Source organism: Streptomyces sp. NPDC048258 (assembly GCF_043201995.1).
GTDB lineage: Bacteria > Actinomycetota > Actinomycetes > Streptomycetales > Streptomycetaceae > Streptomyces.
Map to the genome: position 1 here is coordinate 1 of NZ_JBICZH010000010.1, position 22,023 is coordinate 22,023.

At 71.2% G+C, this 22,023-nt stretch carries 24 protein-coding genes; 16 read left to right on the top strand and 8 right to left on the bottom strand.

From position 1 onward, the window contains the following. The first annotated feature begins 168 nt into the window (after window positions 1-168). The 8 genes from ACGFYQ_RS22515 to ACGFYQ_RS22550 all read left to right on the top strand — a co-directional run bounded on the left by ACGFYQ_RS22515 (window position 169) and on the right by ACGFYQ_RS22550 (window position 6,799). Window positions 169-822 (top strand): HAD family hydrolase, encoded by a 654-nt coding sequence (locus tag ACGFYQ_RS22515; protein WP_393746570.1) that lies wholly within the window; start codon window positions 169-171, stop codon window positions 820-822. Between the two features lie 43 nt (window positions 823-865). Further along, the gene (locus ACGFYQ_RS22520) at window positions 866-2,077 is read left to right on the top strand and encodes an MFS transporter (RefSeq protein WP_393746572.1); all 1,212 of its coding nucleotides are present in this window, start codon (window positions 866-868) and stop codon (window positions 2,075-2,077) included. Beyond that, window positions 2,028-3,197, top strand: coding sequence for an acetoin utilization protein AcuC (locus ACGFYQ_RS22525; RefSeq protein WP_393746574.1), 1,170 nt, complete (start codon window positions 2,028-2,030; stop codon window positions 3,195-3,197). Before ACGFYQ_RS22520 ends, ACGFYQ_RS22525 begins: the two co-directional genes overlap by 50 nt. 78 nt (window positions 3,198-3,275) lie before the next feature. Continuing rightward, the gene (locus ACGFYQ_RS22530; RefSeq protein ID WP_393746576.1) at window positions 3,276-4,091 is read left to right on the top strand and encodes a phosphatase; all 816 of its coding nucleotides are present in this window, start codon (window positions 3,276-3,278) and stop codon (window positions 4,089-4,091) included. Between the two features lie 129 nt (window positions 4,092-4,220). Next, window positions 4,221-4,430 (top strand): helix-turn-helix domain-containing protein, encoded by a 210-nt coding sequence (locus ACGFYQ_RS22535; RefSeq protein WP_008738568.1) that lies wholly within the window; start codon window positions 4,221-4,223, stop codon window positions 4,428-4,430. 130 nt (window positions 4,431-4,560) lie between these two features. Beyond that, the gene (locus ACGFYQ_RS22540) at window positions 4,561-4,659 is read left to right on the top strand and encodes a 30S ribosomal protein bS22 (protein ID WP_003948845.1); all 99 of its coding nucleotides are present in this window, start codon (window positions 4,561-4,563) and stop codon (window positions 4,657-4,659) included. Between the two features lie 95 nt (window positions 4,660-4,754). Continuing rightward, window positions 4,755-5,825 carry an NAD-dependent epimerase/dehydratase family protein gene (locus ACGFYQ_RS22545; RefSeq protein ID WP_393746578.1) on the top strand — a complete coding sequence of 357 codons (1,071 nt, stop codon included), beginning with the start codon at window positions 4,755-4,757 and terminating at the stop codon, window positions 5,823-5,825. After that, entirely contained in the window at window positions 5,825-6,799 is a 975-nt protein-coding gene (locus ACGFYQ_RS22550; protein WP_393746580.1) for a lysophospholipid acyltransferase family protein, read from the top strand. The genes ACGFYQ_RS22545 and ACGFYQ_RS22550 overlap by 1 nt, the downstream gene beginning before the upstream one ends. 81 nt (window positions 6,800-6,880) lie before the next feature. Here the strand turns inward: ACGFYQ_RS22550 and ACGFYQ_RS22555 are convergent, their stop codons facing one another. The 3 genes from ACGFYQ_RS22555 to ACGFYQ_RS22565 form a co-directional block, all read right to left on the bottom strand. After that, the gene (locus ACGFYQ_RS22555; protein ID WP_393746582.1) at window positions 6,881-8,089 is read right to left on the bottom strand and encodes a DUF5667 domain-containing protein; all 1,209 of its coding nucleotides are present in this window, start codon (window positions 8,087-8,089) and stop codon (window positions 6,881-6,883) included. Window positions 8,090-8,324: 235 nt separating this feature from the next. Then, window positions 8,325-9,143, bottom strand: coding sequence for an ECF subfamily RNA polymerase sigma factor, BldN family (locus ACGFYQ_RS22560; protein ID WP_393746584.1), 819 nt, complete (start codon window positions 9,141-9,143; stop codon window positions 8,325-8,327). 361 nt (window positions 9,144-9,504) lie between these two features. Further along, on the bottom strand, window positions 9,505-10,491 hold the full coding sequence (locus ACGFYQ_RS22565) for an HAD family hydrolase (RefSeq protein ID WP_393746586.1): 987 nt from the start codon (window positions 10,489-10,491) through the stop codon (window positions 9,505-9,507). A gap of 107 nt (window positions 10,492-10,598) precedes the next feature. Between ACGFYQ_RS22565 and ACGFYQ_RS22570 the strand changes: the two genes are divergently transcribed. The 6 genes from ACGFYQ_RS22570 to hemB all read left to right on the top strand — a co-directional run bounded on the left by ACGFYQ_RS22570 (window position 10,599) and on the right by hemB (window position 17,512). Next, on the top strand, window positions 10,599-10,877 hold the full coding sequence (locus tag ACGFYQ_RS22570) for a glutaredoxin family protein (protein ID WP_393746588.1): 279 nt from the start codon (window positions 10,599-10,601) through the stop codon (window positions 10,875-10,877). Window positions 10,878-11,150: 273 nt separating this feature from the next. After that, the gene (locus tag ACGFYQ_RS22575) at window positions 11,151-11,960 is read left to right on the top strand and encodes a redox-sensing transcriptional repressor Rex (protein WP_393746590.1); all 810 of its coding nucleotides are present in this window, start codon (window positions 11,151-11,153) and stop codon (window positions 11,958-11,960) included. Beyond that, window positions 11,957-13,669, top strand: a complete 1,713-nt coding sequence (locus ACGFYQ_RS22580) for a glutamyl-tRNA reductase (protein WP_393746592.1) — start codon at window positions 11,957-11,959, stop codon at window positions 13,667-13,669. The genes ACGFYQ_RS22575 and ACGFYQ_RS22580 overlap by 4 nt, the downstream gene beginning before the upstream one ends. Beyond that, a complete protein-coding gene (gene hemC, locus ACGFYQ_RS22585) occupies window positions 13,666-14,634 on the top strand; it encodes a hydroxymethylbilane synthase (RefSeq protein ID WP_393746594.1) in 969 nt (322 codons plus the stop codon). Before ACGFYQ_RS22580 ends, hemC begins: the two co-directional genes overlap by 4 nt. Further along, window positions 14,631-16,304, top strand: coding sequence for a uroporphyrinogen-III synthase (locus tag ACGFYQ_RS22590; RefSeq protein WP_393746596.1), 1,674 nt, complete (start codon window positions 14,631-14,633; stop codon window positions 16,302-16,304). Before hemC ends, ACGFYQ_RS22590 begins: the two co-directional genes overlap by 4 nt. A 209-nt stretch (window positions 16,305-16,513) precedes the next feature. Beyond that, window positions 16,514-17,512 (top strand): porphobilinogen synthase, encoded by a 999-nt coding sequence (gene hemB, locus ACGFYQ_RS22595; RefSeq protein ID WP_393746598.1) that lies wholly within the window; start codon window positions 16,514-16,516, stop codon window positions 17,510-17,512. A gap of 29 nt (window positions 17,513-17,541) precedes the next feature. On the opposite strand, the gene ACGFYQ_RS22600 is transcribed toward hemB, so the two are convergent. Continuing rightward, the gene (locus ACGFYQ_RS22600) at window positions 17,542-17,910 is read right to left on the bottom strand and encodes a hypothetical protein (protein WP_393746600.1); all 369 of its coding nucleotides are present in this window, start codon (window positions 17,908-17,910) and stop codon (window positions 17,542-17,544) included. 175 nt (window positions 17,911-18,085) lie between these two features. Here ACGFYQ_RS22600 and ACGFYQ_RS22605 point away from each other — a divergent pair, with 175 nt between their 5' ends. Further along, on the top strand, window positions 18,086-18,358 hold the full coding sequence (locus tag ACGFYQ_RS22605) for a DUF1876 domain-containing protein (RefSeq protein ID WP_393746602.1): 273 nt from the start codon (window positions 18,086-18,088) through the stop codon (window positions 18,356-18,358). A gap of 132 nt (window positions 18,359-18,490) precedes the next feature. On the opposite strand, the gene ACGFYQ_RS22610 is transcribed toward ACGFYQ_RS22605, so the two are convergent. Both ACGFYQ_RS22610 and ACGFYQ_RS22615 read right to left on the bottom strand, forming a co-directional pair. Then, window positions 18,491-19,243, bottom strand: coding sequence for an ABC transporter permease (locus tag ACGFYQ_RS22610; RefSeq protein ID WP_393746604.1), 753 nt, complete (start codon window positions 19,241-19,243; stop codon window positions 18,491-18,493). After that, a complete protein-coding gene (locus ACGFYQ_RS22615; protein ID WP_393746606.1) occupies window positions 19,240-20,166 on the bottom strand; it encodes an ATP-binding cassette domain-containing protein in 927 nt (308 codons plus the stop codon). Before ACGFYQ_RS22615 ends, ACGFYQ_RS22610 begins: the two co-directional genes overlap by 4 nt. A gap of 112 nt (window positions 20,167-20,278) precedes the next feature. Between ACGFYQ_RS22615 and ACGFYQ_RS22620 the strand changes: the two genes are divergently transcribed. Further along, a complete protein-coding gene (locus ACGFYQ_RS22620) occupies window positions 20,279-21,046 on the top strand; it encodes a TetR/AcrR family transcriptional regulator (RefSeq protein WP_393746608.1) in 768 nt (255 codons plus the stop codon). On the opposite strand, the gene ACGFYQ_RS22625 is transcribed toward ACGFYQ_RS22620, so the two are convergent. After that, on the bottom strand, window positions 21,024-21,203 hold the full coding sequence (locus tag ACGFYQ_RS22625) for a DUF397 domain-containing protein (protein ID WP_393746610.1): 180 nt from the start codon (window positions 21,201-21,203) through the stop codon (window positions 21,024-21,026). The two genes, ACGFYQ_RS22620 and ACGFYQ_RS22625, sit on opposite strands and share 23 nt — an antisense overlap. Next, window positions 21,200-21,985, bottom strand: coding sequence for a Scr1 family TA system antitoxin-like transcriptional regulator (locus tag ACGFYQ_RS22630; RefSeq protein WP_393746612.1), 786 nt, complete (start codon window positions 21,983-21,985; stop codon window positions 21,200-21,202). The genes ACGFYQ_RS22625 and ACGFYQ_RS22630 overlap by 4 nt, the downstream gene beginning before the upstream one ends. Window positions 21,986-22,023 lie beyond the last annotated feature (38 nt).

Here is a 22,023-nt window from a genome sequence, read left to right on the forward strand (position 1 = left end):
GGGGACCCTGTGGGAGAGTAGGACGCCGCCGAACAATCATTGCGGAAGCCCCGCACCAGACCCTTCGGGGTCCGGTGCGGGGCTTTTCTGCGTTCAGGGGCAGAAATCCGTCGGATGCCCGGCATGGGGTCGGGTGGGTTCCGAGCTGACGGCTCGTAGGGTTGGGGTATGGGCTATGACCTCGTCATCTTCGACAACGACGGCGTGCTGGTGGACAGTGAGCCGCTCGCCAACAGCATCCTCGCCGGGTACCTGACCGAGCTGGGTCACCCGACCTCCTACGAGGAGTCGCTCCGCGACTACATGGGGGCAGCCGTGCACCGGGTGCACGACCTCGTCCTGGAGCGGACCGGGGAGAGGCTGCCGGCCGACTTCGACGAGACGCTGTACGCGCGCACCTTCGCCGCGTTCGAGCGGGACCTGAAGCCCGTCCCCGGTGTGGAGGAAGTGCTCGGGGCGCTCACCGCGAACGGCGTCGGGTACTGCCTGGCCTCCTCCTCGAGCCACGAGCGGATCCGGGTCGGGCACCGGGCGGCCGGGCTCGACGGGTGGTTCGAGGAGGAGTGGATCTTCAGCTCCGAGGACGTCGGCCAGGGGAAGCTGGAGCCCGAGCTGTTCCTGCACGCGGCCCGGTCGATGGGTGTGGAGCCCGCGCGGTGCGTCGTCGTCGAGGACAGCCCGCTCGGCGTGCAGGCCGCACTGGCCGCGGGCATGGACGTGTTCGCGTTCACCTCGATGGTGCCCGCCGAGCAGCTCGGCGGGGCCACCGCGTACTTCGGTGACATGAAGCAGCTCCCGGGGCTCCTGCAACTGCCCATGTGATCGCTCTACCCACCGGTAGCCCCGGGGCCTACGCTGACCCGCCATGACGGTTGATGTGCGGCTGCGGCGCGGGCGTAGCGCTCTGGGGTTCAGCTTCTTCGCGCAGGGTGTCGCCTTCGCCCTGCTCGTGACCCGGATTCCGGCCATTCAGGACCGGTACGGGATATCCGACGGGCTGCTGCCCGCCTTCCTCGCCGCCGTGCCGGTCCTCGCGGGCGCGTCGAGCGTCGCCACCGAGCACCTCGTGAAGCGGGTGGCGCCCAGCGCGGTGCTCAGGTGGGCGCAGCCGCTGGTGCTGCTGTCCCTGCTGGGGGTCGGCGCCGGCAGCCAGATGTGGCATGTGGCCGTGGCCCTGGGGGCGTTCGGTCTGTCGGTCGGTGCGCTGGACGCCTCGATGAACATGCTCGGGGTCAGCCTGCAGCGGGCGTACGGGCGCAGCATCATGCTGGGCTTCCACGCCGCGTACAGCCTCGGCGGGATCCTGGGTGCCTCGGCCGCGTGGGCCGGGGCGCACTGGCATCTGGACCTGTTCGTCTCCTATCTGCCCGCCGTGGTCCTGCTGCTGCCGCTCGCCCTGCTGGCGAGCCGCGACTACGTGGACACGCCCTCCGGCGCGGTCCAGGAGAAGGGGCTGGGCGCCGGCGGCGGCAAGCTGCTGCTGCCGCTCTGCCTGGTGATGGCGTGCGCGTACATCGGCGACTCGACGGTGGCGAACTGGAGTGCCAAGTACTTGCAGGACGTGCTGGGGAGCTCCGAGCAGCTGGCGACCGTCCCGTACAACGTCTACATGGTGACCACGCTCCTAGGGCGGGCCGTCGGGGACCTGGGCGTGCGGCGGTTCGGGGCCGCGGCCGTCGTGCGGGCCGGGACGGTGGTCGCTGCCTCCGGTTTCGCCGTCGTGGCCGCCGCTCCGGGCGCGTGGGCGGGGATGCTCGGCTTCACGCTGCTGGGGATCGGGCTGTGCGTGATCGTGCCGCAGACCTTCGCCGCCGCCGGGAGGTTGTTCCCGGGTGGGTCGGACACCGCCATCGCCCGGCTGAACATCTTCAACTACGTCGGCTTCCTGATCGGGTCGCCGCTCGTCGGCGGGATCGGGGACGCCTGGAGCTACCGGGGCGCGATGCTCGTGCCGATGGTTCTCGTCCTGATCACTCTGTTCTACGCCCGCTCGTTCGGACCGCGGGAGGCCCGATACGGTGTCGGGCATGAGCGGCCGCGGGTTGTTGATGTGGGACGAGGCGGTAACGAAGTATGACTTCGGGCCCAGCCATCCGATGGATCCGGTGCGTCTGGCGCTGACCATGGGCCTGGTACGCGCCTTCGGGCTGGACCGGGACATGGAGGTACGGTCGGCCCGCGCGGCCGGGGACTCGACACTGAAGCTGGTCCACCGGGACGACTACGTCGCCGCGGTGCGCGAGGTGTCGGCGGATCCCGGGGTCGCCGACGGTTCGTACGGGCTGGGCACCATGGACGATCCGGCCTTCCACGGCATGCACGAGGCCTCGGCGCTGATCGCCGGGCAGTCGGTGGCGGGCGCGGAGGCGATCTGGCGCGGTGAGGCCGAGCACGCCGTGAACTTCGCCGGCGGGCTGCACCACGCCATGCCGGGCGGCGCGGCCGGCTTCTGCGTGTACAACGACGCCGCCCTGGCCGTCGCGCGGCTGCTGGAGCTGGGGGCCGAGCGGGTCGCGTACGTGGACGTGGACGTCCATCACGGGGACGGCGTACAGGCGGCGTTCTGGGACGACCCGCGGGTGCTGACCGTTTCCCTGCACGAGCATCCGCGGACGCTGTTCCCGCAGACCGGCTGGCCGGAGGAGACGGGCGGGCCGGCGGCCGAGGGATCGGCGGTGAACATCGCGCTGCCCGCGGGGACCGGGGACGAGGGGTGGCTGCGGGCCTTCCACGGAGTCGTGCCGGAGCTGCTGGCGGACTTCCGGCCGCAGGTGCTGGTGACCCAGCACGGGGCGGACACGCACTTCGAGGACCCGCTCGCGCACCTGGCGGTGTCCCTGGACGCCCAGCGGGCCGTCCAGGAGGCCTGTCACCGGCTCGCGCACGAGTACGCGGACGGGCGGTGGCTCGCGCTGGGCGGCGGCGGGTACGCGGTGGTGGACGTCGTGCCGCGGTCGTGGACGCACCTGGTGGCGATCGCCGCGCACCGGCCCGTCGACCCGGAGACGGCCATCCCGGCCTCGTGGCGGGACGAGGTGTACGCGCGGACGCGCGCGCTGGCGCCGGCCCGGATGACGGACGGGCGCACGCCGGAGTGGCGGGACTGGGACGCGGGCTACGACCCGGCGGACCGCACGGATCAAGCCGTTCTGGCGACGCGGCGCGCGGTGTTCCCGCTGCGCGGAATGCTGACCTGACGATGTGCCGTTACGCCGACTGTGCGGCTGTTCGCCGGAACTGATGATCCACCAGGTTCTTTGAGGCAGCATCGGAGGGTGTTGAGCACCGGCGCGCTGCGTGCGCATCTGCTGGCCGCCCGGTTGGCCGGGCCGATCGCCACCTCCCGGGAGGAGAGCCTGCGCAGCTACCGGTTGTTCGCGGCGCGCGATCCGCGGGTGCTGCTCGGGCTGGATCCGGAGTGGGGCTGGGGCGAGGGTGACCTGCTGAGGCTGATGGCGGACAAGTGCGGGGTCTCGGCGGACCCCGCGCACGTCAGCGGGCCGGACGTGATCGATCCGGAGCTGACGGTGGCGGCGCTGGAGGCCTTCGCGGGGCGGCTGCGCGTGGCGGCCGGGGCGCGGTCCCCGGTGCTGTTCGGGACGGGGCACCCGCATCGGCTCCTGGGGTTCTACGCCGGGTTGGCCGAGGCGATGTCGGCGGCGGGATGTGTTGTCCTCACCCCGGCGCAGGGGGCGAGTGTCGACATGGCGACCCGGTTCGGCGTACGCACGTACAGCATCGATTACGTACGGGGGGTCGCACTGGTGCGGGAACCCGGCGTGCGGCCGACGGGGAGTGTGACCGGCGCACACTCCCATTCGCCCCTGCCGGTTCGGATCGCGCTGGGGGCCCTCGCGGAGGCCGGCGGGCCGCTGCCGGAGCTGGTGGTGGGGGACCACGGGTGGGTCTGCGGTGCAGGTCAGCTGGGTGTGGACGCGATCGGGCTGGCGGATACGAACGATCCCGCGCCGTTCGTCGGCGAGGCCGAGGGGCGGGTCTCGGTGGCCGTTCCGCTGGATGACGCGGTGCGTGCGGACTACTACCGGCCGCTTACTCGCTATGTACTCAATCGGGCGAGTCTGTCGGGGTGAAAGGAGTGGCCGTAGCTCCTCTTCCCCACTCGTATCACGCGCCCCTACTCTGGGGAGTGAGCGTGCGACGACGAGGAGTAACCGGAGGGGAAGCCGGTGCCCGTCATGCGCGGAAGGTCAAGGTGTGTCATGGCTGCTGGCGAGAGGCCTCTCAGCGAGGTTCAGTTCCTGACCGTGGCGGAGGTCGCCTCGGTGATGCGAGTGTCAAAGATGACCGTGTACCGGCTGGTGCACAACGGTCATCTGCCCGCAATCCGGGTGGGCCGGTCCTTCCGGGTCCCCGAAAATGCGGTCCACGAGTACCTCCGAGAGTCCTATGTGGGGGTGGAGTCGGCCTGAGACTGATGCCCGTGACTCCCTGGAAGGGCTCGGATTACAAGCTCAGAGCTTGGGCGGGTAGGCTAGGCCGACGTAGGTCGTGTGGGCCCAGACGCCCCGCACCAGTAAAGAGAAGTGAGCGAGGGTAGTCGTGGGCTCTGTTATCAAGAAGCGGCGCAAGCGGATGGCCAAGAAGAAGCACCGCAAGCTGCTCAAGCGCACCCGCGTCCAGCGCCGTAACAAGAAGTAAACGGCAGCTGTACGTGTTTTCCGCAGCCCCTCCACCATTCTGGTGGGGGGGCTGCGGTGCAGCCGGGGGACTTCTTCGAGGGAGGCGCTGAGCACGTGGGCAAGGTCGTACTCGTCACCGGGGCTGCCCGGCAGCTGGGGGGCCGCTTCGTGCGCCGCATCCAGCGCGACCCGGAAGTCGAGCGGGTGATCGCGGTCGACGCGGTGACTCCGCCGCACCGGCTCGGATCGGCCGAGTTCGTCCGTACGGACATCAGACAGTCGGCGATCGCCCGCGTGCTGGCCGAGCACGCCGTGGACACGGTGGTCCACCTGGCGGTCACCGGGGGCAGAACCGGCGGTGCGCACAGCACCGTCAAGGAAACGAACGTCATCGGGACGATGCAGCTCCTCGGGGCCTGCCAGAAGTCCCCGACGGTACGGCGGCTCGTGGTGAAGTCCAGTACCAGCGTGTACGGGGGCACCTCGCGGGATCCGGCCGTCTTCACCGAGACCACGCAGCCCAAGTCGCTGCCGGCGGGCGGCTTCGCCAAGGACGCCGCCGAGGTCGAAGGGTACGTACGGGGCTTCGCGCGCAGGCGGCCGGACGTCGCGGTGTGCGTACTGCGGTTCGCGAACATCCTGGGGCCCTTCGCGGACTCGGCGCTCGCCGAGTACTTCTCGATCCCCGTGATGCCGACCGTGCTGGGCTACGACCCGCGGCTGCAGTTCGTCCACGAGGACGATGTGCTCGACGTGCTGCGGCTGGCGGCGCAGGAGCCGCGGCGCGGGACGCTGAACAGCGGGACCTTCAACATCGCGGGTGACGGCGTACTGCTGCTGTCGCAGTGCTCGCGGCGGCTCGGGCGGCCTACGCTGCCGCTGCTGCTGCCCGCCGTGACGTGGGCGGGGTCGGCGCTGCGGGCGGTGGGTGTCACGGACTTCTCGCCGGAGCAGATAAGGCTCCTCACGCACGGGCGGGTCGTGGAGACCACGCAGATGCGGGAAGTGCTCGGTTTCGAGCCCATGTACACGACCGCCGAGACGTTCGCGGACTTCGCGCGCAGCCGCGGGAGCGGGCTGCTGCCGCCGGAGCGGGTGGGGCGGGCCGTGGACCGGGTGGCTGCGATGCTGGGGGCAGACGGCTTGGACGACGACGTCGACGCGGCTGAAGGAGCGAAGCGATAGTGGCGGATGCCAAGGTCATTCCGTTCGACGAGGACCGGTCGCGCCGACGGGCGCCCCGCAGGGTGCGGGCGGTGCCCGCTCCGGATCCGGTGGCCCCGCCCGTCGCTCCGGAGCCGGCCGGGGCGGAGTCCCGCGGCGGCTGGGACCGGCGCATCGCCGGCGGGCTGGCATTCCTGCGGCGGCGGGTCACCGGGGACTACGAGGTCGACGAGTTCGGCTACGACAAGGAGCTGACGGACCAGGTCCTGATGTCCCTGATGCGGCCGCTGTACGACAAGTACTTCCGGGTCGAGGTCAAGGGCATCGAGAACATCCCGGCGGAGGGCGGTGCGCTGATCGTGGCGAACCACTCGGGGACCCTGCCGCTGGACGGGCTGATGCTCCAGGTCGCCGTGCACGACCACCACCCGGCGCGGCGGCACCTGCGACTGCTGGCGGCGGACCTGGTGTTCATGCTGCCGGTGGTGAACGAGCTGGCCCGCAAGGCCGGTCACACCCTGGCGTGCGCGGAGGACGCGCAACGGCTGCTGGAGGCCGGGGAGCTGGTCGGTGTGATGCCGGAGGGCTTCAAGGGGATAGGGAAGCCGTTCGGGGACCGGTACAAGCTCCAGCGCTTCGGGCGGGGCGGGTTCGTGTCCACGGCGCTGCGGGCGGGGACGCCGATCGTGCCGTGCTCGATCGTGGGGGCGGAGGAGATCTACCCGATGGTCGGCAACGCGAAGACGCTCGCGCGGCTGCTGGGGATCCCGTACTTCCCGATCACGCCGACGTTCCCGTGGCTGGGGCCGCTGGGGGCGGTGCCGTTGCCGACGAAGTGGACGATCCAGTTCGGCGAGCCGATCGCCACCGCGGGTTATGCGGCGGAGGCGGCGGAGGATCCGATGCTGATGTTCAACCTGACGGACGAGGTGCGGGAGCAGATCCAGCACACGCTGTACAAGCTGCTGGTGCAGCGGCGGTCCGTCTTCTTCTGACCGTTGAGTGCTGGGGCGCTGCCCCAGGTCTGCGCCCCAAACGCCGGCGAGGCTGATGTGCCTCGCCGGCGTTCGCGCGTTCTACTCGGTGTCCTCCGCGTTGATGCCCAGGCCCGGGAGGAGGCCCGGGAGCAGGGGCGGGAGGGTGATGTCCGGCTTGGGGAGGTCCGGAGTGCCCGGGGAGGGCGGGGCGGACTGTCCCTGGGGCGGGTTCAGCAGGTCGCCCGTACCGCCCAGGAGGCCACCCGTGGTCGGCGGCCGGCTGCCGCTGCCCGAGGGCGACGGCGCGGGGCTGCCCGACGGGGTGCCGGAGGCGGGCGCGGACTGCTGTTTGGCGCCGGGGGTGCCCGGCTTGGCCGAGGAGCCGGGTGCGCCGGTACCGCGGGGCTGTTCCGGTGGCTTGGGGAGCAGACCCTGGAGCGGCGCCACGTCTTCGTCTATGGCCTGGAAGACCGACTCCACCTCACCGCCCACGTCCGTGAGCTGCACGGGGAGCTTCTCCCGGAGCTTGCCCCACACGTCGCGGTGGGAGCGGGAGAACGAGGACAGCGTCTGGATGGGGCCCAGCTCGCCGTCCCGTTCGTACGCGGCCTGGAGGAGCCGGTGGCCCTCCTCCGCGTCGTGCTTCATTCCCGCCAGTGCTCGGCGGATCTCGCCCAGGACCTCGTGGTCCAGCACGCTTCCGCCCCGGCCGCGCTCCATCAGCCTGCGGGCTTCCGACAGGCGGTTCGAGGCCTGGTCGAGATAGAGCTCGCCCCGGTCCGAATCGTCGTCGGTCAGCCCGAGCTTCAGGTCCTCCACGCCCCGCTTCACGGGGTAGAGGTGGTCACCGGGCAGGGCGTCGGAACTGGCAGCGGCCACTCCGCTGAAGGCCCCCGCGGCCACACCCACGGTGAGGCCGCCCGCTGCAATGCCCTTGGACCAGCGGGAGCGGGGCCGCAAGTTCCGGAGCGACGTCGCCCGGTGGGCGCCGCGGCCGGTCCGCTGTTCGGGCACTTGAGGGCCCGCGGCGGCACCGCCCCCGGCCCTCTCCTCCAGCACCATGGCCTCCATGGCGGCAACGAGCTGGGCTCGCTGCACCACTTTGACCTGTGGGTCCAGCACCGGGCGCGGCATTCGTTCGCCGAGCACGCTCGCCAGGGCCAACAACCGGTCGTGGTCGGCAGGTTCGGCAGGTGCCTCGGACTGCTCGGCCGCCGGATCCGGTTCCGAAGGGTCGGACGGGGTCCGATCCTCCAGGGCCTGGGCGAAGGCGTTCGCCCGCCGGTGCGGAGTCACGTTCGCGATCACTGGCGGCACCTCCTCTCGTCATGACGATCGACTCCCCAAGGTGTCCGGAAGGTTGCCTTGCTTGAGCACATCCACCCTTTCGAGTGAGCGGCTTCAGGCAGGGCGTGTCCACAGGGAGCCTGCATTCCGCACAACGAGCGTCGCGGCACTTGGGTTACGGACGAAGGATGATCGGACCACAGCGTCATCGAGGGGTCACCGGATGTATGTGAGGTTGTGTTGAGGTGTGCACGGGTCAGCGGGCGTCGTCCGGGAGGAGGCGGGCCAGCGTGCGGACCGCCCGGTACTGGAGCGTCTTGATGGCGCCCTCGTTCTTTCCCATCACCCGGGCCGTCTCGGCGACCGAGAGGCCCTGCAGGAAGCGCAGGGTCACGCACTCCTGCTGCTGCGGATTGAGTTTGCGTACGGCCTCCAGCAGGGCCGCGTTGGAGAGGGACTCCAGGACGGAGTCCTCGGGGCTGCGCTCGACCTCGTTCGCGTCGAGCATCTCGCCGGTGGTGACCTCCAGCCGGAAGCGGCTGGACTTGAAGTGGTCCGCCACCAGGTTGCGGGCGATCGTCACGAGCCAGGCGCCGAAGTCGCGGCCCTGCCAGGTGAAGGTCGAGATGCGGCGCAGCGCGCGGAGGAAGGTCTCGCTGGTGAGGTCCTCCGCGGTCGCCTTGCCGCCGACGCGGTAGTAGATGTAGCGGTAGACCGTGTCGCTGTACTGGTCGTACAGGCGGCCGAAGGCGTCGGCCTCGCCGGCCTGGGCGCGTTCGACCAGGTCCATCATGCGGGCCTGGTCGCTGTCCGCGGTGGGGCGGCGGTGGGTGGTGGCCTGGGTGCTCGTGCCGGCGGTGCCGGCGGAGCCCCCGGCCGCGCGGCCTCGTCTGCCCACCGTCGCTCCGCCGTCGGTCAGGGCATAGCAAGGACCGGCCGGGCCGAGGCCGGCAGGGACCGCGGCGGCGAAGGCGGGGACGGCGTACGCGGTGGGGACGAAGCCACGCAGGTGGTCGAGGACCGTTGCGCGCAGCGTAGCCAGGCCCGAGGCGTCAACCCCGACAGGTGGGTACACGGGACTCCCAGAGGCAGAGCTTCCATCACGTGCAGTGCGGGACCGTTCACCCGTCGTGGCGACAGATGGGCGGTGGCATGCGTTTGAGGAGAATAACGCTTCGTACAGGCAGCGCTACACCCAGTTGCTCAAATCACCGGTTCCGACACTTCTGTTGCGTGTCGAGGGCATATTCAGTCGCAGTTGGTGATCGATTCTTGATCACTTGCATGCGCGGAATGGACGCTTCTACGGGGGCTCGCGACCGAGTCGGGCATGCCGGAGTGCCGCGCGGCGGGCGCGGGTAGAAGTGAGCGAATGCCTCGCGCCCCGGCCGTACGGCGGCCGGGGCGCGGGCGGGGCCGGTGGGGGCCTGTCGCGGCTACTTGCGGCGGCGGTGCAGGGCGATGGCGGCGGCCGCGCCGCCCGCGATCGCGCCGACTCCGGCGGCCGCCGGGACGCCGACCTTCACGGCCTTGCGGCCGGTCCGATAGTCGCGCAGCCGCCAGTCGTTGGTCCGGGCATGCTTGCGCAGTTTTGTATCGGGATTGATCGCGTACGGATGCCCGACCAGGGACAGCATCGGGATGTCGTTGTGCGAATCGCTGTACGCGGCGCAGCGGTCCAGATCCAGGCCCTCGGCGGCGGCCAGCGCGCGCACCGCCTCCGCCTTGGCGGGGCCGTGCAGGGGCTCGCCGACGAGGCGGCCGGTGTAGACGCCGTCCACGGATTCGGCGACGGTGCCCAGCGCCCCGGTCAGGCCGAGCCGGCGGGCGATGATCGTGGCGGTCTCGACGGGGGCGGCGGTGACGAGCCAGACCTTCTGGCCGGCGTCGAGGTGGGCCTGGGCCAGGGCGCGGGTGCCCGGCCAGATCCGCTCGGCCATGTACTCGTCGTAGATCTCCTCGCCGATGGCCATCAGTTCGCAGACCTTGTGGCCCTTGACGATGGACAGGGCGCTGTCGCGGGCGTCCTGCATGTGCTCGGGGTCCTCGACCCCGGCGAGCCGGAACCAGGCCTGCTGCCAGGCGAAGCGGGCGAGCTCGCGGCGGCGGAAGAACTCGCGCTTGTAGAGGCCGCGGCCGAAGTGGAAGATCGCGGCGCCCTGCATGACGGTGTTGTCGAGGTCGAAGAAGGCGGCGGCGAGGTCGTCGCCCGCCACGGGGAACTCCGGCTCGGCCGGTGCCTCTTCCACTGCCTCTTCGGCTGCCTCGCCCCGTACCTCTTCCGGTTCCGCTTCGGGTCCGGTGAGGGGTGGGGCTTCGGCCAGCGCGGTCTTGCGGGCGGCCTCGGCCGAGGCCTCGCCTGCCAGCACGCTCCGCGCGGTGGCGGAGCGCCTACGGGGGGTGAGCCATCCCAGAGCGGCCATGACGCGAGCATAGCCACTGTGTTCGGGAGTTCCCGAACCGATGGGATGCGGAGGCGTGAACTCTTCGGGGCGCTCCTGTTACGTACGGGCGCGCGAGAATGTAGGGCATGAGTCCTTTGTTGCGCCGCAAGGAAAAGAAGCGTCCCGGCGAGCGGATGGTGACGCTCGTCGGGAAGCCGGGGTGCCATCTGTGTGATGACGCACAGGAGGTGATCGAGAAGGTCTGCGCGGAGACCGGTGCGCAATGGGAGAAGAAGGACATCTCGCAGGACGAGGAGCTCTACCGGCTGTACTGGGAGCAGATTCCGGTGGTGCTGGTGGACGGCGAGCAGCACACCTTCTGGAGGGTGAACCCTGACCGGCTGCGGCGGGCGTTGGGGGACTGACCCGCTTCCCGGTTACCATCGTGGGCGATTTATGGGGTCTCGGGGGCGTATCTGTGAGGAGTGTGTACGGTTTTGCCCCCTTTGGGAATTGAACGGGTTCGGCGTGCCGCCGGTTCCCGCTCCGGGTGGCGAAGTTGCGTGACCCCGGTCACTTTGCTCGGACAAAGCGGACACAATCTTTGTGCACGCGTTCACAAAGGCATAGCCTGCTGTCGACGGGGCGGTCTTGGGACAAGTGACCGCCTGCAGCCCCGCTCATCCCGCAGGAGCATCGTGGCAACTGGCCGAACTCACCGACCGGCGACCCGCAGCCGAGGTATTCCCGAGGCCACTGTCGCCCGGCTTCCGCTGTACCTGCGCGCCCTCACCGCGCTCTCCGAGCGATCGGTGCCCACGGTGTCCTCCGAGGAGCTCGCGGCCGCCGCCGGAGTCAACTCCGCGAAGCTGCGCAAGGACTTCTCGTACCTCGGTTCCTACGGGACGCGCGGCGTCGGGTACGACGTCGAGTACCTCGTCTACCAGATCTCCCGCGAGCTCGGGCTGACCCAGGACTGGCCGGTCGTCATCGTCGGCATCGGCAACCTCGGCGCCGCCCTCGCCAACTACGGCGGTTTCGCGTCGCGCGGCTTCCGCGTGGCCGCGCTGATCGACGCCGACCCGGCCATGGCCGGCAAGCCGGTGGCCGGGATCCCCGTGCAGCACACCGACGAGCTGGAAAAGATCATCGAGGAGAACGGCGTCTCGATCGGCGTCATCGCCACGCCGGCCGGCGCAGCGCAGCAGGTCAGCGAGCGGCTGATCGCGGCCGGTGTCACCTCCATCCTGAACTTCGCCCCGACCGTGCTCTCCGTGCCCGAGGGCGTGGACGTACGCAAGGTCGACCTGTCGATCGAGCTCCAGATCCTGGCGTTCCACGAGCAGCGCAAGGCCGGCGAGGAAGCCGCGGCCGCCGCTGCCGAGGGCGGTTCCACCGTGGGCGGCGCCGCCCCCGCCGCGGCCGTCGTGCCGCCGGCCGGCCGGGCCGCCGCCGAGGCGCGCAAGGGCAACCCCGAGGGTGACGTACCGGCGGTGATGCCGGCATGAGTCTGCTCGTCGTAGGGCTGAGCCACCGCAGTGCGCCCGTGAGCGTGCTGGAGCGTGCCTCGCTGTCGGCCGACGCGAAGCTGAAGCTGCTGCACGACACCCTCGCCGCCGAGCCGGCGGCGGAGGCGGCGGTGCTCGCCACGTGCAACCGGATCGAGCTGTACGCGGACGTGGACAAGTTCCACGCCGGTGTCGCGGAGCTCTCCACGCTGCTCGCGCAGCACAGCGGGGTCGCGCTGGAGGAGCTCACCCCTTACCTGTACGTGCACTACGAGGACCGGGCGGTGCACCACCTGTTCTCGGTGGCGTGCGGGCTGGACTCGATGGTCGTGGGCGAGGGGCAGATCCTCGGCCAGATCAAGGACGCGCTGGCGCTGGGGCAGGAGACGCACACCGCCGGGCGGCTGATCAACGACCTGTTCCAGCAGGCGCTGCGGGTCGGCAAGCGGGCGCACTCCGAGACCGGGATCGACCGGGCGGGGCAGTCGCTGGTGACGTTCGGGCTGGAGCAGCTCGCCGTGCACGTGCCGGTGGCGGAGTGGGCCGCCGGGAAGCGGGCGCTGGTGATCGGGGCCGGGTCGATGTCCTCGCTGGCCGCGGCGACGCTGGCGCGGGTCGGGGTCGCCGAGATCGTGGTTGCGAACCGGACCGCCGAGCGGGCGGAGCGGTTGGCCGAGATTCTGGTTGCCTCGGGCACCGGGGTGGCGGCGTCGGCCGTTGCGATGTCCGGTGTCGCCGATGAGCTGACACGAGTCGATGTGGTGGTGTCCTGCACCGGTGCCACCGGGCTGGTGCTGACCGCCGATGACGTGCTCGCCGCCGTGTCCTGGGGCGCCGCCGATGGGCTTGCGCCGGCGGAGCAGGCAGAGGCCGGGGCTGCGCCCCAGGCCTCCCAGGGGCTCCGCCCCCGGACCCCCGCGCCTCAATCGCCGGCGGGGCTGGTTTCGGCCGATGTTGTCGCCCGGCTTGCCGCTGCTGCGCGGGACGGTGGGCGGTTGGCCGATGCCGGGGCTGCGCGGACCATTGCGGCTGCCGCGGAGGGCGACGGGTGTCCCGTGGGGCCCGATGGGCGGGCCGCGTTGACCGGGGTCGACGCCAACTCGCTGGAGCTGCACGGGACCTGGGCCGACCAGGGCGAGGCCGCCGCACAGCGGCAGCCCCGGCGCAGCACCCGTACCCACACCGACGGCGCGACCGCGCGCCTCGCGCTGCTGGACCTGGCCATGCCCCGGGACATCGACGCCGCCGTGCACCGGATTCCGGGCGTACGGCTCGTGGACATCGAGTCGCTCGCGGAGGCGTCCGCGGACGCCCCGATGGCGGCCGACGTCGACGCCGTGCGCGCGATAGTGGCCGAGGAAGTGGCGGCCTTCGGCGCCGCCCAGCGGGCCGCGCACATCACGCCCACCGTCGTCGCCCTGCGGGCCATGGCGGCCGAGGTCGTGGCCATGGAAGTGGCGCGCCTCGACGGGCGGGTACCCGATCTCGACGAACGGCAGCGGGCCGAGGTCACCCAGACCGTACGCCGCGTCGTCGACAAACTCCTGCACGCGCCGACCGTGCGCGTCAAGCAGCTCGCGAGCGAGCCCGGCGGCGCCGGGTACGCCGAGGCGCTGCGTGAACTCTTCGACCTCGACCCGCAGACGGTGGCCTCCGTCAGCCGGGCCGACGCGGCAGACAAGAACGACGACTCAGGACGGGCATCATGAACCCACGTCTCGACCAGCCCCTGCGGCTCGGCACGCGGCGCAGCAAGCTGGCCATGTCCCAGTCAGGCCATGTCGCCGAGGCGGTACGGGCGGTCACCGGCCGTCCCGTCGAGCTCGTGGAGATCACGACCTACGGCGACGTGTCGCGCGAGCACCTCGCGCAGATCGGCGGGACGGGCGTGTTCGTCACCGCCCTGCGTGACGCGCTGCTGCGCGGCGAGGTCGACTTCGCCGTGCACTCGCTGAAGGACCTGCCGACCGCGCAGCCCGACGACCTCGTGATCGCGGCCATGCCGCGGCGCGAGGACGCGCGGGACGCGCTCGTCGCCCGCGACGGCCTGACCTTCGAGCAGCTGCCCGACGGGGCCCGGATCGGTACCGGTTCGCCGCGGCGCACGGCCCAGCTCAACCACCTGGCGCTGTCGCTCGGCAAGCGGATCGAGACGGTGCCGATCCGCGGCAACGTCGACACCCGGATCGGCTTCGTACGGAACGGCGAGCTCGACGCCGTCGTCCTCGCGGCCGCCGGACTCAACCGGATCGGGCGCGGTGACGAGGCGACCGACCTGCTGTCGGTCGACAGCGTCCTGCCGGCCCCCGGCCAGGGAGCCCTGGCCGTGGAGTGCCTGGCCTCCGACGCCGACCTCATCGCCGCGCTCGGCGAGCTCGACGACCCGCACACCCGGGCCGCCGTGACCGCGGAGCGTTCCCTGCTCGCCGCCCTGGAGGCCGGCTGCAGCGCACCCGTGGGCGCGTTCGCCGACCTGTTGGCCGACGGGCAGATTGTCAATGAAATGCGCCTGCGCGGCGTCGTCGGAACCCTCGACGGCTCGACGCTGGTGCAGCTGTCCACCACCGGTCCCGTGCCCCAGTCGTACGACGAGGCCATGGCGCTCGGCCGCGAACTCGCGGACGAGATGCTGGCCAAGGGCGCGGCCGGTCTGATGGGGGAGCGATCGCTTTGAACCCCTCAAGTCCGACCACCTCCGCTTTTCCGGTCGTCGCCGCCCACGGACACGTCACCTTCCTCGGTGCCGGCCCCGGCGACCCGGGTCTGCTGACGCTGCGCGCCGTGGAGGCGCTGGCCGCCGCGGACGTACTGATCGCGGAGCCCGAGGTGCTCGACGTCGTGCGGACGCATGCCCGCGCGGGAGTCGACACGCCGCAGCTGACGGTCGCTGACGAAGTGTCAGCAGCCGCCGGGGTCCCGGTGATCCGAGACGCCGCCAATCTTGTCATGGAGGCCGCGCGCTCCGGCAGGCGGGTCGTGCGTGCCGTCACCGGTGACCCCGGCCTCGACGGGAACACGGCCGAGGAGATGCTCGTCTGCGCCACCGAGGGAATCCCCTTCGAGGTGGTCCCGGGCATCCCCACCGCCGTGGGCGTGCCCGCGTACGCGGGTGTGCCGCTCCGGGACAAGCGGGGCGACGACAACGGTGTGCGGTTCGTGGACGCGAGGACCGCGTCGGCGCGCTGCTGGAGCGAGGTGGGGTCGAGCGACGGGATCCTGGTCGTCTCCGCGACGCTGGAGACGGTCTCGGCCGCCGCCACCGAGCTGGTGAGCGCCGGGCGCAAGCCCGACACCCCGCTCACGGTGACCGTGGCCGGTACGACCACGCGGCAGCGGACCTGGAACGCGACGCTGGGCACGATCGCCCAGGTGTTCAAGCAGGGCAAGGTGCTCCCGTCGCCCGAGGGCGCCCGGCCGGTCATAGCCGTGGTCGGTGAGCACAGCGCCGCCGCGCGGCGTGAGGAGCTGGCCTGGTTCGAGTCGAAGCCGCTGTTCGGCTGGCGGGTGCTCGTACCGCGTACGAAGGAGCAGGCCGCTTCGCTCTCCGACCAGCTGCGTTCGTACGGCGCGGTGCCCCACGAGGTGCCGACCATCGCCGTGGAGCCGCCGCGGACCCCGCAGCAGATGGAGCGGGCCGTGAAGGGCCTGGTGACGGGCCGCTACGAGTGGATCGCTTTCACCAGCGTGAACGCGGTGAAGGCCGTCCGGGAGAAGTTCGAGGAGTACGGGCTCGACGCGCGTGCCTTCGCCGGGATCAAGGTCGCCGCGGTGGGCGAGCAGACCGCGGCCGCGCTCGTGGAGTTCGGTGTGAAGCCGGACCTGGTGCCGAGCGGGGAGCAGTCCGCGGCCGGGCTGCTGGAGGACTGGCCCCCGTACGACCCGGTCTTCGACCCGATCGACCGCGTCTTCCTGCCGCGCGCCGACATCGCGACCGAGACGCTGGTCGCCGGGCTGATCGAGCTCGGGTGGGAGGTCGACGACGTCACCGCCTACCGGACCGTGCGCGCGTCGCCGCCGCCGGCGGACACGCGTGAGGCGATCAAGGGCGGCGGCTTCGACGCCGTGCTGTTCACGTCGTCGAGCACCGTACGGAATCTCGTCGGCATCGCCGGGAAGCCGCACAACGTGACCGTCATCGCGTGTATCGGGCCGGCGACGGCCAAGACCGCGGAGGAGCACGGGCTGCGCGTGGACGTGCTGTCGCCGGAGCCGAGCGTGAGCAAGCTGGCGGAGGCGCTGGCCGAGTACGGCGCGGCGCGCCGCGAGGCGGCCAAGGAGGCCGGCGAGACGGTGTTCCGGCCGAGCGAGCGGCGGCCGGGGGCGCGCAGGCGCCGTACCACCTAGCGGTGGGGCAGTGAAGTGAGGGCGGGGCCCGGCGCGAGTGCGCCGGGCCCCGCCCTCGTGCGGTACCCCTCCGGGGTGGGAGCCGGACACCGGGCCGGACGCGCGCGCCGGTGCCTCGGCGGGCGCGGGTGGGGTGCGGGCTTGAGGCGGTGCGGTCGGGCCCTACGCTTGTTCCGACTGTTCTCGATGCTCGAAGAGGCGACTGACGAATGAGCACGTACGGATCCTTCCCCGGCTCGCGGCCCCGGCGGCTGCGCACCACCCCGGCGATGCGGCGGATGGTCGCGGAGAACCGGCTGCACCCCTCCGACCTGATCCTTCCGGCGTTCGTGCGGGAGGGCATCAGTGAGCCCCTGGCGATCTCGGCGATGCCGGGCGTCGTGCAGCACACGCGGGACACGCTGCGGAAGGCCGCCGTGGAGGCCGTCGGGGCCGGGGTTTCGGGGATCATGCTGTTCGGGGTCCCGGCGGACGAGAACAAGGACGCGCTGGGCACGGCGGGTACCGAGCCGGACGGGATCCTGCAGGTCGCGATCCGCGATGTGAAGGCCGAGGTCGGGGACGACCTGGTGATCATGTCGGACCTGTGCCTGGACGAGTACACGGACCACGGGCACTGCGGTGTCCTGGACGCGGACGGCCGGGTCGACAACGACGCGACGCTGGAGCGGTACGCCGAGATGGCACAGGTCCAGGCCGACGCGGGCGTCCACGTGGTGGGCCCGAGCGGGATGATGGACGGCCAGGTCGGCGTCATCCGCGACGCGCTGGACGAGACGGGCCACGAGGACGTCTCGATCCTCGCCTACACCGCGAAGTACTCCTCCGCCTTCTACGGCCCCTTCCGGGAGGCGGTGGCGTCCTCGCTGCAGGGCGACCGCAAGACGTACCAGCAGGACCCGGCGAACGCGCGGGAGTCCCTGCGGGAGCTGGCGCTGGACCTGGAGGAGGGCGCCGACATGGTGATGGTCAAGCCGGCCGGCCCCTACCTCGACATCCTGTACCGGGTGGCGCAGGCGGTGGACGTGCCGGTGGCCGCGTACCAGATCAGCGGCGAGTTCGCGATGATCGAGGCGGCGGCGGAGAAGGGCTGGATCGAGCGGGACCGGGCGATCCTGGAGACCCTGATGGGCATCAAGCGGGCGGGCGCCGACACGATCCTCACGTACTGGGCGACCGAGGTGGCGGGCTGGCTGCGCAACGCCTGACGCCGGACGCCTGACGTCGACGCCGGACGCTAGGGCCAGTCGACGATCCAGTAGAAGACGATGAAGTCGAACACGACGGCGGGCGGGGCGATGACGGCGAGCCACAGCCTGGCGGCGGTGTTCCGCCGCTGCCAGGCCAGCGTCCACGCGGCGACGAGCATGCCGAGGATCACCAGCACGCCGAGGGCGAAGACGGTGAAGGCGATGCCGTAGGAGGTGTCGAACCGGTCGAGGACGGCGCCCTTGCAGCCGGCGCAGTCCACGTGCGTCACGCCGACGCAGAGGAGCGCGACGGCTGTGAGCGGCAGCGTGAGCAGCGTGGAGACGCCCGTGGCGAGGAACGCGCGGGGCTCCCGGGAGGGGGCGAGGTCGGCGGCGGTGGTCGGGTTCACGGTCATGACGCCAGTCAACGGGTGCGGGGGCGTGGGCACATGAGTGCGGGTACTCAGTTCGGGGTGGGGGCGGGGCGCCCATCCCTGGAAGCCCCGCCCAGCGGGAAGGACGCCCCCGCTCGCGTCCCGCACCCCGTAGGCGCACCCTGGTAGGAGGGTGAGCCCCTGGAGGTGATGCACCATGTCCACGCTCGTCGGGTGGCATGTGGAGCTCGAATTCACCGAGGAGGGCCACCGCACCAGTGCGGCGGCCCTGGTCAGGCTCGGGGACGGCTCCGAGATCAGAGCGCACGGCTACGCCATGCGCCACCCCTCCGACCCGGAACAGCTGAGGGTCGGGGAAGAGATCGCGGGCGCTCGCGCGCTCATGGATCTCGCGTCGCAGATGCTGCAGAAGGCCCACAGCGAGATCGACGAGGCGACGGGGCGGCACTCGTACCCCCTCAATCGTTGAGCCGTGGACCGTGAATCGGCCACCGTGGCCTGTCGACGTCTGGACAGGTGCGGTGGCCGAGGACAGGGTGAACGGCCGTGAACGGCCCGGTGCTGATCTACTGCCGGGCGACGCCGCGCCCTGGGCCGCCCGTCAGCGGGTTCGGGTGTTGAAGAGGGTTGCCGCCAGGGTCACGGCCAGGGTGGTGATGGCCGCGCACCAGGTCAGGGCCACCCAGGGGGCGTCGCCCGCGGGCTGGTCCAGGAGGAGGGCGCGGAGGGACTCGATCACCGGGGTCAGGGGCTGGTGGTCGGCGAAGCCGTGGAGCCAGCCGGGCATGGTGTCGATGGGGACGAAGGCGCTGGACGGGTACGGCAGGAACATCATCAGGAACGTGAAACCACCCGCCGCCTCCGGGGACTTGGCGAGCAGCCCGAGTACGGCCGCCAGCCACGAGATCGCGGTGATGTACGTGACGAGGAGCGCCGCAGCGGCCAGGAAGGTGAGAGGACCGGCCTGGGGGCGGAAGCCGATGGCGAGGGCTACGGCCAGCACCAGTGCGGTGGACAGCAGGTTGCGCAGGACCGAGGCCGCCACGTGCCCGGCCAGGATCGGGATGCCGCCGATGTCCAGGGAGCGGAAGCGGTCGATGACGCCGTTCTTCATGTCGTCCGCGACGCTGACGGCGGTGCTCGCCGCACCGAAGCCCGCGCAGAGCAGCATGGCTCCGGGGACCACGTACGTCACGTACTCCGTTCCCGTGTCGATCGCCCCGCCGAAGAAGTAGACGAAGATCAGCATCAGCATGACCGGCAGCATCAGGGCGGTGATCAGCGCGTCCGGCTGCCGGCTGCTGATGCGCAGGCTGCGGCCGGCGAGGGCGAGGGCGGAGGGGTTCACGTTCACGGAGCGGCTCCCGTCAGGGTGAGGAACACGTCGTCGAGGGTGGCGCTGCGGACCGCGAAGCGGTCCACGGTGGTGCGGTCCGGGTCGAGTTCGTCGAGCAGCGCGCGGACGTGGGCCGCGCTGCCGTCGGTCGGCAGGCCGACGGTGAGCTCGTCCGGGGCGAGGTGGACCGCGCGCGGGGTCAGCGCGTCGTAGGCGGCCCGGCTGGCGAGGGTCAGGTCGAGGCGGTGCCCCGCGACGCGGGACTTGAGCTCGGCGGGGGTGCCCTCGGCGGCGATCCGCCCGTCGGCCAGGACGGCGACGCGGTCGGCGAGCCGGTCGGCCTCCTCCAGGTACTGCGTGGTGAGCAGCACGGTCGTGCCGTCGGCGCGCAGTTCCCGTACGAGGTCCCACAGGTCCTGGCGGCTGCGCGGGTCGAGCCCGGTGGTCGGCTCGTCCAGGAAGATCACCTCCGGCCGGGAGACCAGGCTCGCCGCGAGGTCGAGGCGCCGCCGCATGCCGCCCGAGTACGTCTTCGCCGTACGCCCGGCGGCCTCGGTGAGCCCGAAGCGGTCGAGCAGCTCGTCGGCGCGGGTACGGGCGGCGCGTGCGGAGAGCCCGGACAGGCGGCCCATCATGCGGAGCGTCTCGGCGCCGGTCTGGAGGTCGTCGACGGCCGCGAACTGTCCGGTGAGGCTGATGGCGCGGCGTACGAGGGCCCGTTCGGCGACGGTGTCGTGGCCCGCGACGCGCGCGGTGCCGGAGTCGGGCGCGGTCAGGGTGGCGAGCAGGCGGACGGTGGTGGTCTTGCCGGCGCCGTTGGGGCCGAGGAGGGCCATGACGCTGCCGCGCGGGACGGCCAGGTCGATGCCGTCCAGGACGCGGAGGCCGCCGTAGGACTTGGTCAGTCCGGTGGTGTGGATACCGAGGTCGTTCGTGGTCATCGGGGACCACGCTCCCTTCTGCGTATGGGTTACGCGCTTCTGTGTAAGTAATACACAGAACTAGGATGTGGGTCAAACGACTCAGCGGGGCACGAGGGAAGGAGGGGCGGCGATGGCGAAGGAACCGGCCGGAGAAACCGGGCTTCCGGCGAGCCTGGAAATGGCCTGGGGCCTGCGGGAACGTCCCGGCAAGGGGCCGCGTCCCACGCTCACCCTCCCCCGGATCGTGGACGCGGCCGTCGCGCTCGCCGCCACCGAGGGGATGGACGCCGTCTCCATGGGCCGGGTGGCGAAGGAGCTGGGCGTCTCGACGATGTCCCTCTACCGGTACGTCACGGCGAAGGAAGAGCTCTACATCCTGATGTCGGACGCGGGGGTCGGCACCCCTCCGCCGCTGCCCGCGGAGGCGCGGTCGGGGGGCTGGCGGGAGCTGCTGTCGGACTGGGCGTACGCGCAGCGCGCCGTGCTGATGGCCAACCCCTGGATCCTGCGCATCCCGATCACGGCCCCGCCGGCCACCCCGAACCAGCTGGCCTGGATGGAACGCGGGCTCGCGGCCATGGACGGCACGGGCCTGGAGGAGAGCGAGAAGCTCTCGACGATCATCCTGATCGGCGGGCTCGTACGGAACGAGGCCACCATGGCCGCCGACATGATGGACGCCATCGTGAAGTCCGGGGTCTCACCGGACCAGGTGGTGGGCCAGTACGTACGCACGCTGCGGCTGCTGACCGGCCCGGAGAGCCACCCAGCGGTGACGCGGCTGCTGGAGTCCTCCGCGTTCACGGGGTCCGACGAGCCGGACTTCCAGTTCCGCTTCGGCCTGGGCCGCCTGCTGGACGGCCTGGCCGGCCTGATCAGCGAGCGGTCCACTCCGTAAGGGCGGCCCAGCTCGCCGGGGCGAGGTCCAGGACGGGGCCGTCGGTGACCTTGGAGTCCCGGACGTGGACGGTGTCGGCGCAGGTCGCCACCTCGACGCACTGGTCACCGTCGTCGCCGCTGTAACTGGACTTGAACCACTTCAGTGCGATGCTCATAGCTCTCCTAGCATGCGGTCCAACAGGCCCTGTGTCTCTTCGGGGTTGAGGGCCTTGGTCCGCAGCATGGCATATCGCTGAGTCATGATGCTGACATCGTCAGGGTCGGTCACAAGCTTGCTGCCGCGCTGGCCTTCGAAGTAGCCGAGATGCTCGTGCTCGGGCGTTTCCAGCATGGTGAAGGAGCCGTTCAGGCCTGGGTGGGCGTCCAGCCCCAGGGGCAGTACCTGGAGTGTGACGTGCGGGAATTCCGTGCACGTCAGTAGATGGCGCACCTGCTCGGCGTAGACGGCGTTGCCGCCGATCCGGTCACGGAGCGCTGCTTCCAGGATTATGAAAGACAGGGTCGGAGGACGCTCGCAGCGCAGGATCTGCGCCCGTTCCAAGCGGCGCGACGTCAGGACGTCGATCTCCTCCTGGGTGAATGCCGGGACGCGGCTGCGGAACAGAGCCCGCATGTAGCTCTCGGTCTGGAGCAATCCCGGAATGACGAGGCAGGTGTACCAGTCGAGCGTGAGCGCTCGTTGCTCCAGGTCCATGTATTCCTCGGACCAGGCGGGGGTCGCATCCCTGTCGGGCATTCCGAGCGCCGCCACGGTCAACAACCCCGGCAGCCCCAGGTGCTGATCCATCAGCTCGGCAACATTCGGCATCAGCGCCCGGCGGCCCTGCTCGATCGACGCGATCGTCTCCGCGTCCAGGCGGACCAGTTCGCCGAGCCGCTTCTGGGTCATGTTCTTGGCGGTCCGGGCTGCGGCCACCTGCGTGCCGACCATCTTCATGGTCGTCGCATTGGGCCGTGCGCGTTTCCTCGGTGGCA

Bases quoted from the DNA above. Each gene is read 5' to 3' on its own strand.
- ACGFYQ_RS22515 (WP_393746570.1), top strand. From the start codon at position 169: ATGGGCTATGACCTCGTCATCTTCGACAACGACGGCGTGCTGGTGGAC.
- ACGFYQ_RS22615 (WP_393746606.1), bottom strand. From the start codon at position 20,166: ATGACCACGAACGACCTCGGTATCCACACCACCGGACTGACCAAGTCC.
- ACGFYQ_RS22605 (WP_393746602.1), top strand. From the start codon at position 18,086: ATGTCCACGCTCGTCGGGTGGCATGTGGAGCTCGAATTCACCGAGGAG.
- ACGFYQ_RS22625 (WP_393746610.1), bottom strand. From the start codon at position 21,203: ATGAGCATCGCACTGAAGTGGTTCAAGTCCAGTTACAGCGGCGACGAC.
- ACGFYQ_RS22570 (WP_393746588.1), top strand. From the start codon at position 10,599: ATGAGTCCTTTGTTGCGCCGCAAGGAAAAGAAGCGTCCCGGCGAGCGG.
- hemB (WP_393746598.1), top strand. From the start codon at position 16,514: ATGAGCACGTACGGATCCTTCCCCGGCTCGCGGCCCCGGCGGCTGCGC.
- ACGFYQ_RS22630 (WP_393746612.1), bottom strand. From the start codon at position 21,985: ATGAAGATGGTCGGCACGCAGGTGGCCGCAGCCCGGACCGCCAAGAAC.
- ACGFYQ_RS22620 (WP_393746608.1), top strand. From the start codon at position 20,279: ATGGCGAAGGAACCGGCCGGAGAAACCGGGCTTCCGGCGAGCCTGGAA.
- ACGFYQ_RS22565 (WP_393746586.1), bottom strand. From the start codon at position 10,491: ATGGCCGCTCTGGGATGGCTCACCCCCCGTAGGCGCTCCGCCACCGCG.
- hemC (WP_393746594.1), top strand. From the start codon at position 13,666: ATGAACCCACGTCTCGACCAGCCCCTGCGGCTCGGCACGCGGCGCAGC.
- ACGFYQ_RS22525 (WP_393746574.1), top strand. From the start codon at position 2,028: ATGAGCGGCCGCGGGTTGTTGATGTGGGACGAGGCGGTAACGAAGTAT.
- ACGFYQ_RS22580 (WP_393746592.1), top strand. From the start codon at position 11,957: ATGAGTCTGCTCGTCGTAGGGCTGAGCCACCGCAGTGCGCCCGTGAGC.
- ACGFYQ_RS22535 (WP_008738568.1), top strand. From the start codon at position 4,221: ATGGCTGCTGGCGAGAGGCCTCTCAGCGAGGTTCAGTTCCTGACCGTG.
- ACGFYQ_RS22520 (WP_393746572.1), top strand. From the start codon at position 866: ATGACGGTTGATGTGCGGCTGCGGCGCGGGCGTAGCGCTCTGGGGTTC.
- ACGFYQ_RS22600 (WP_393746600.1), bottom strand. From the start codon at position 17,910: ATGACCGTGAACCCGACCACCGCCGCCGACCTCGCCCCCTCCCGGGAG.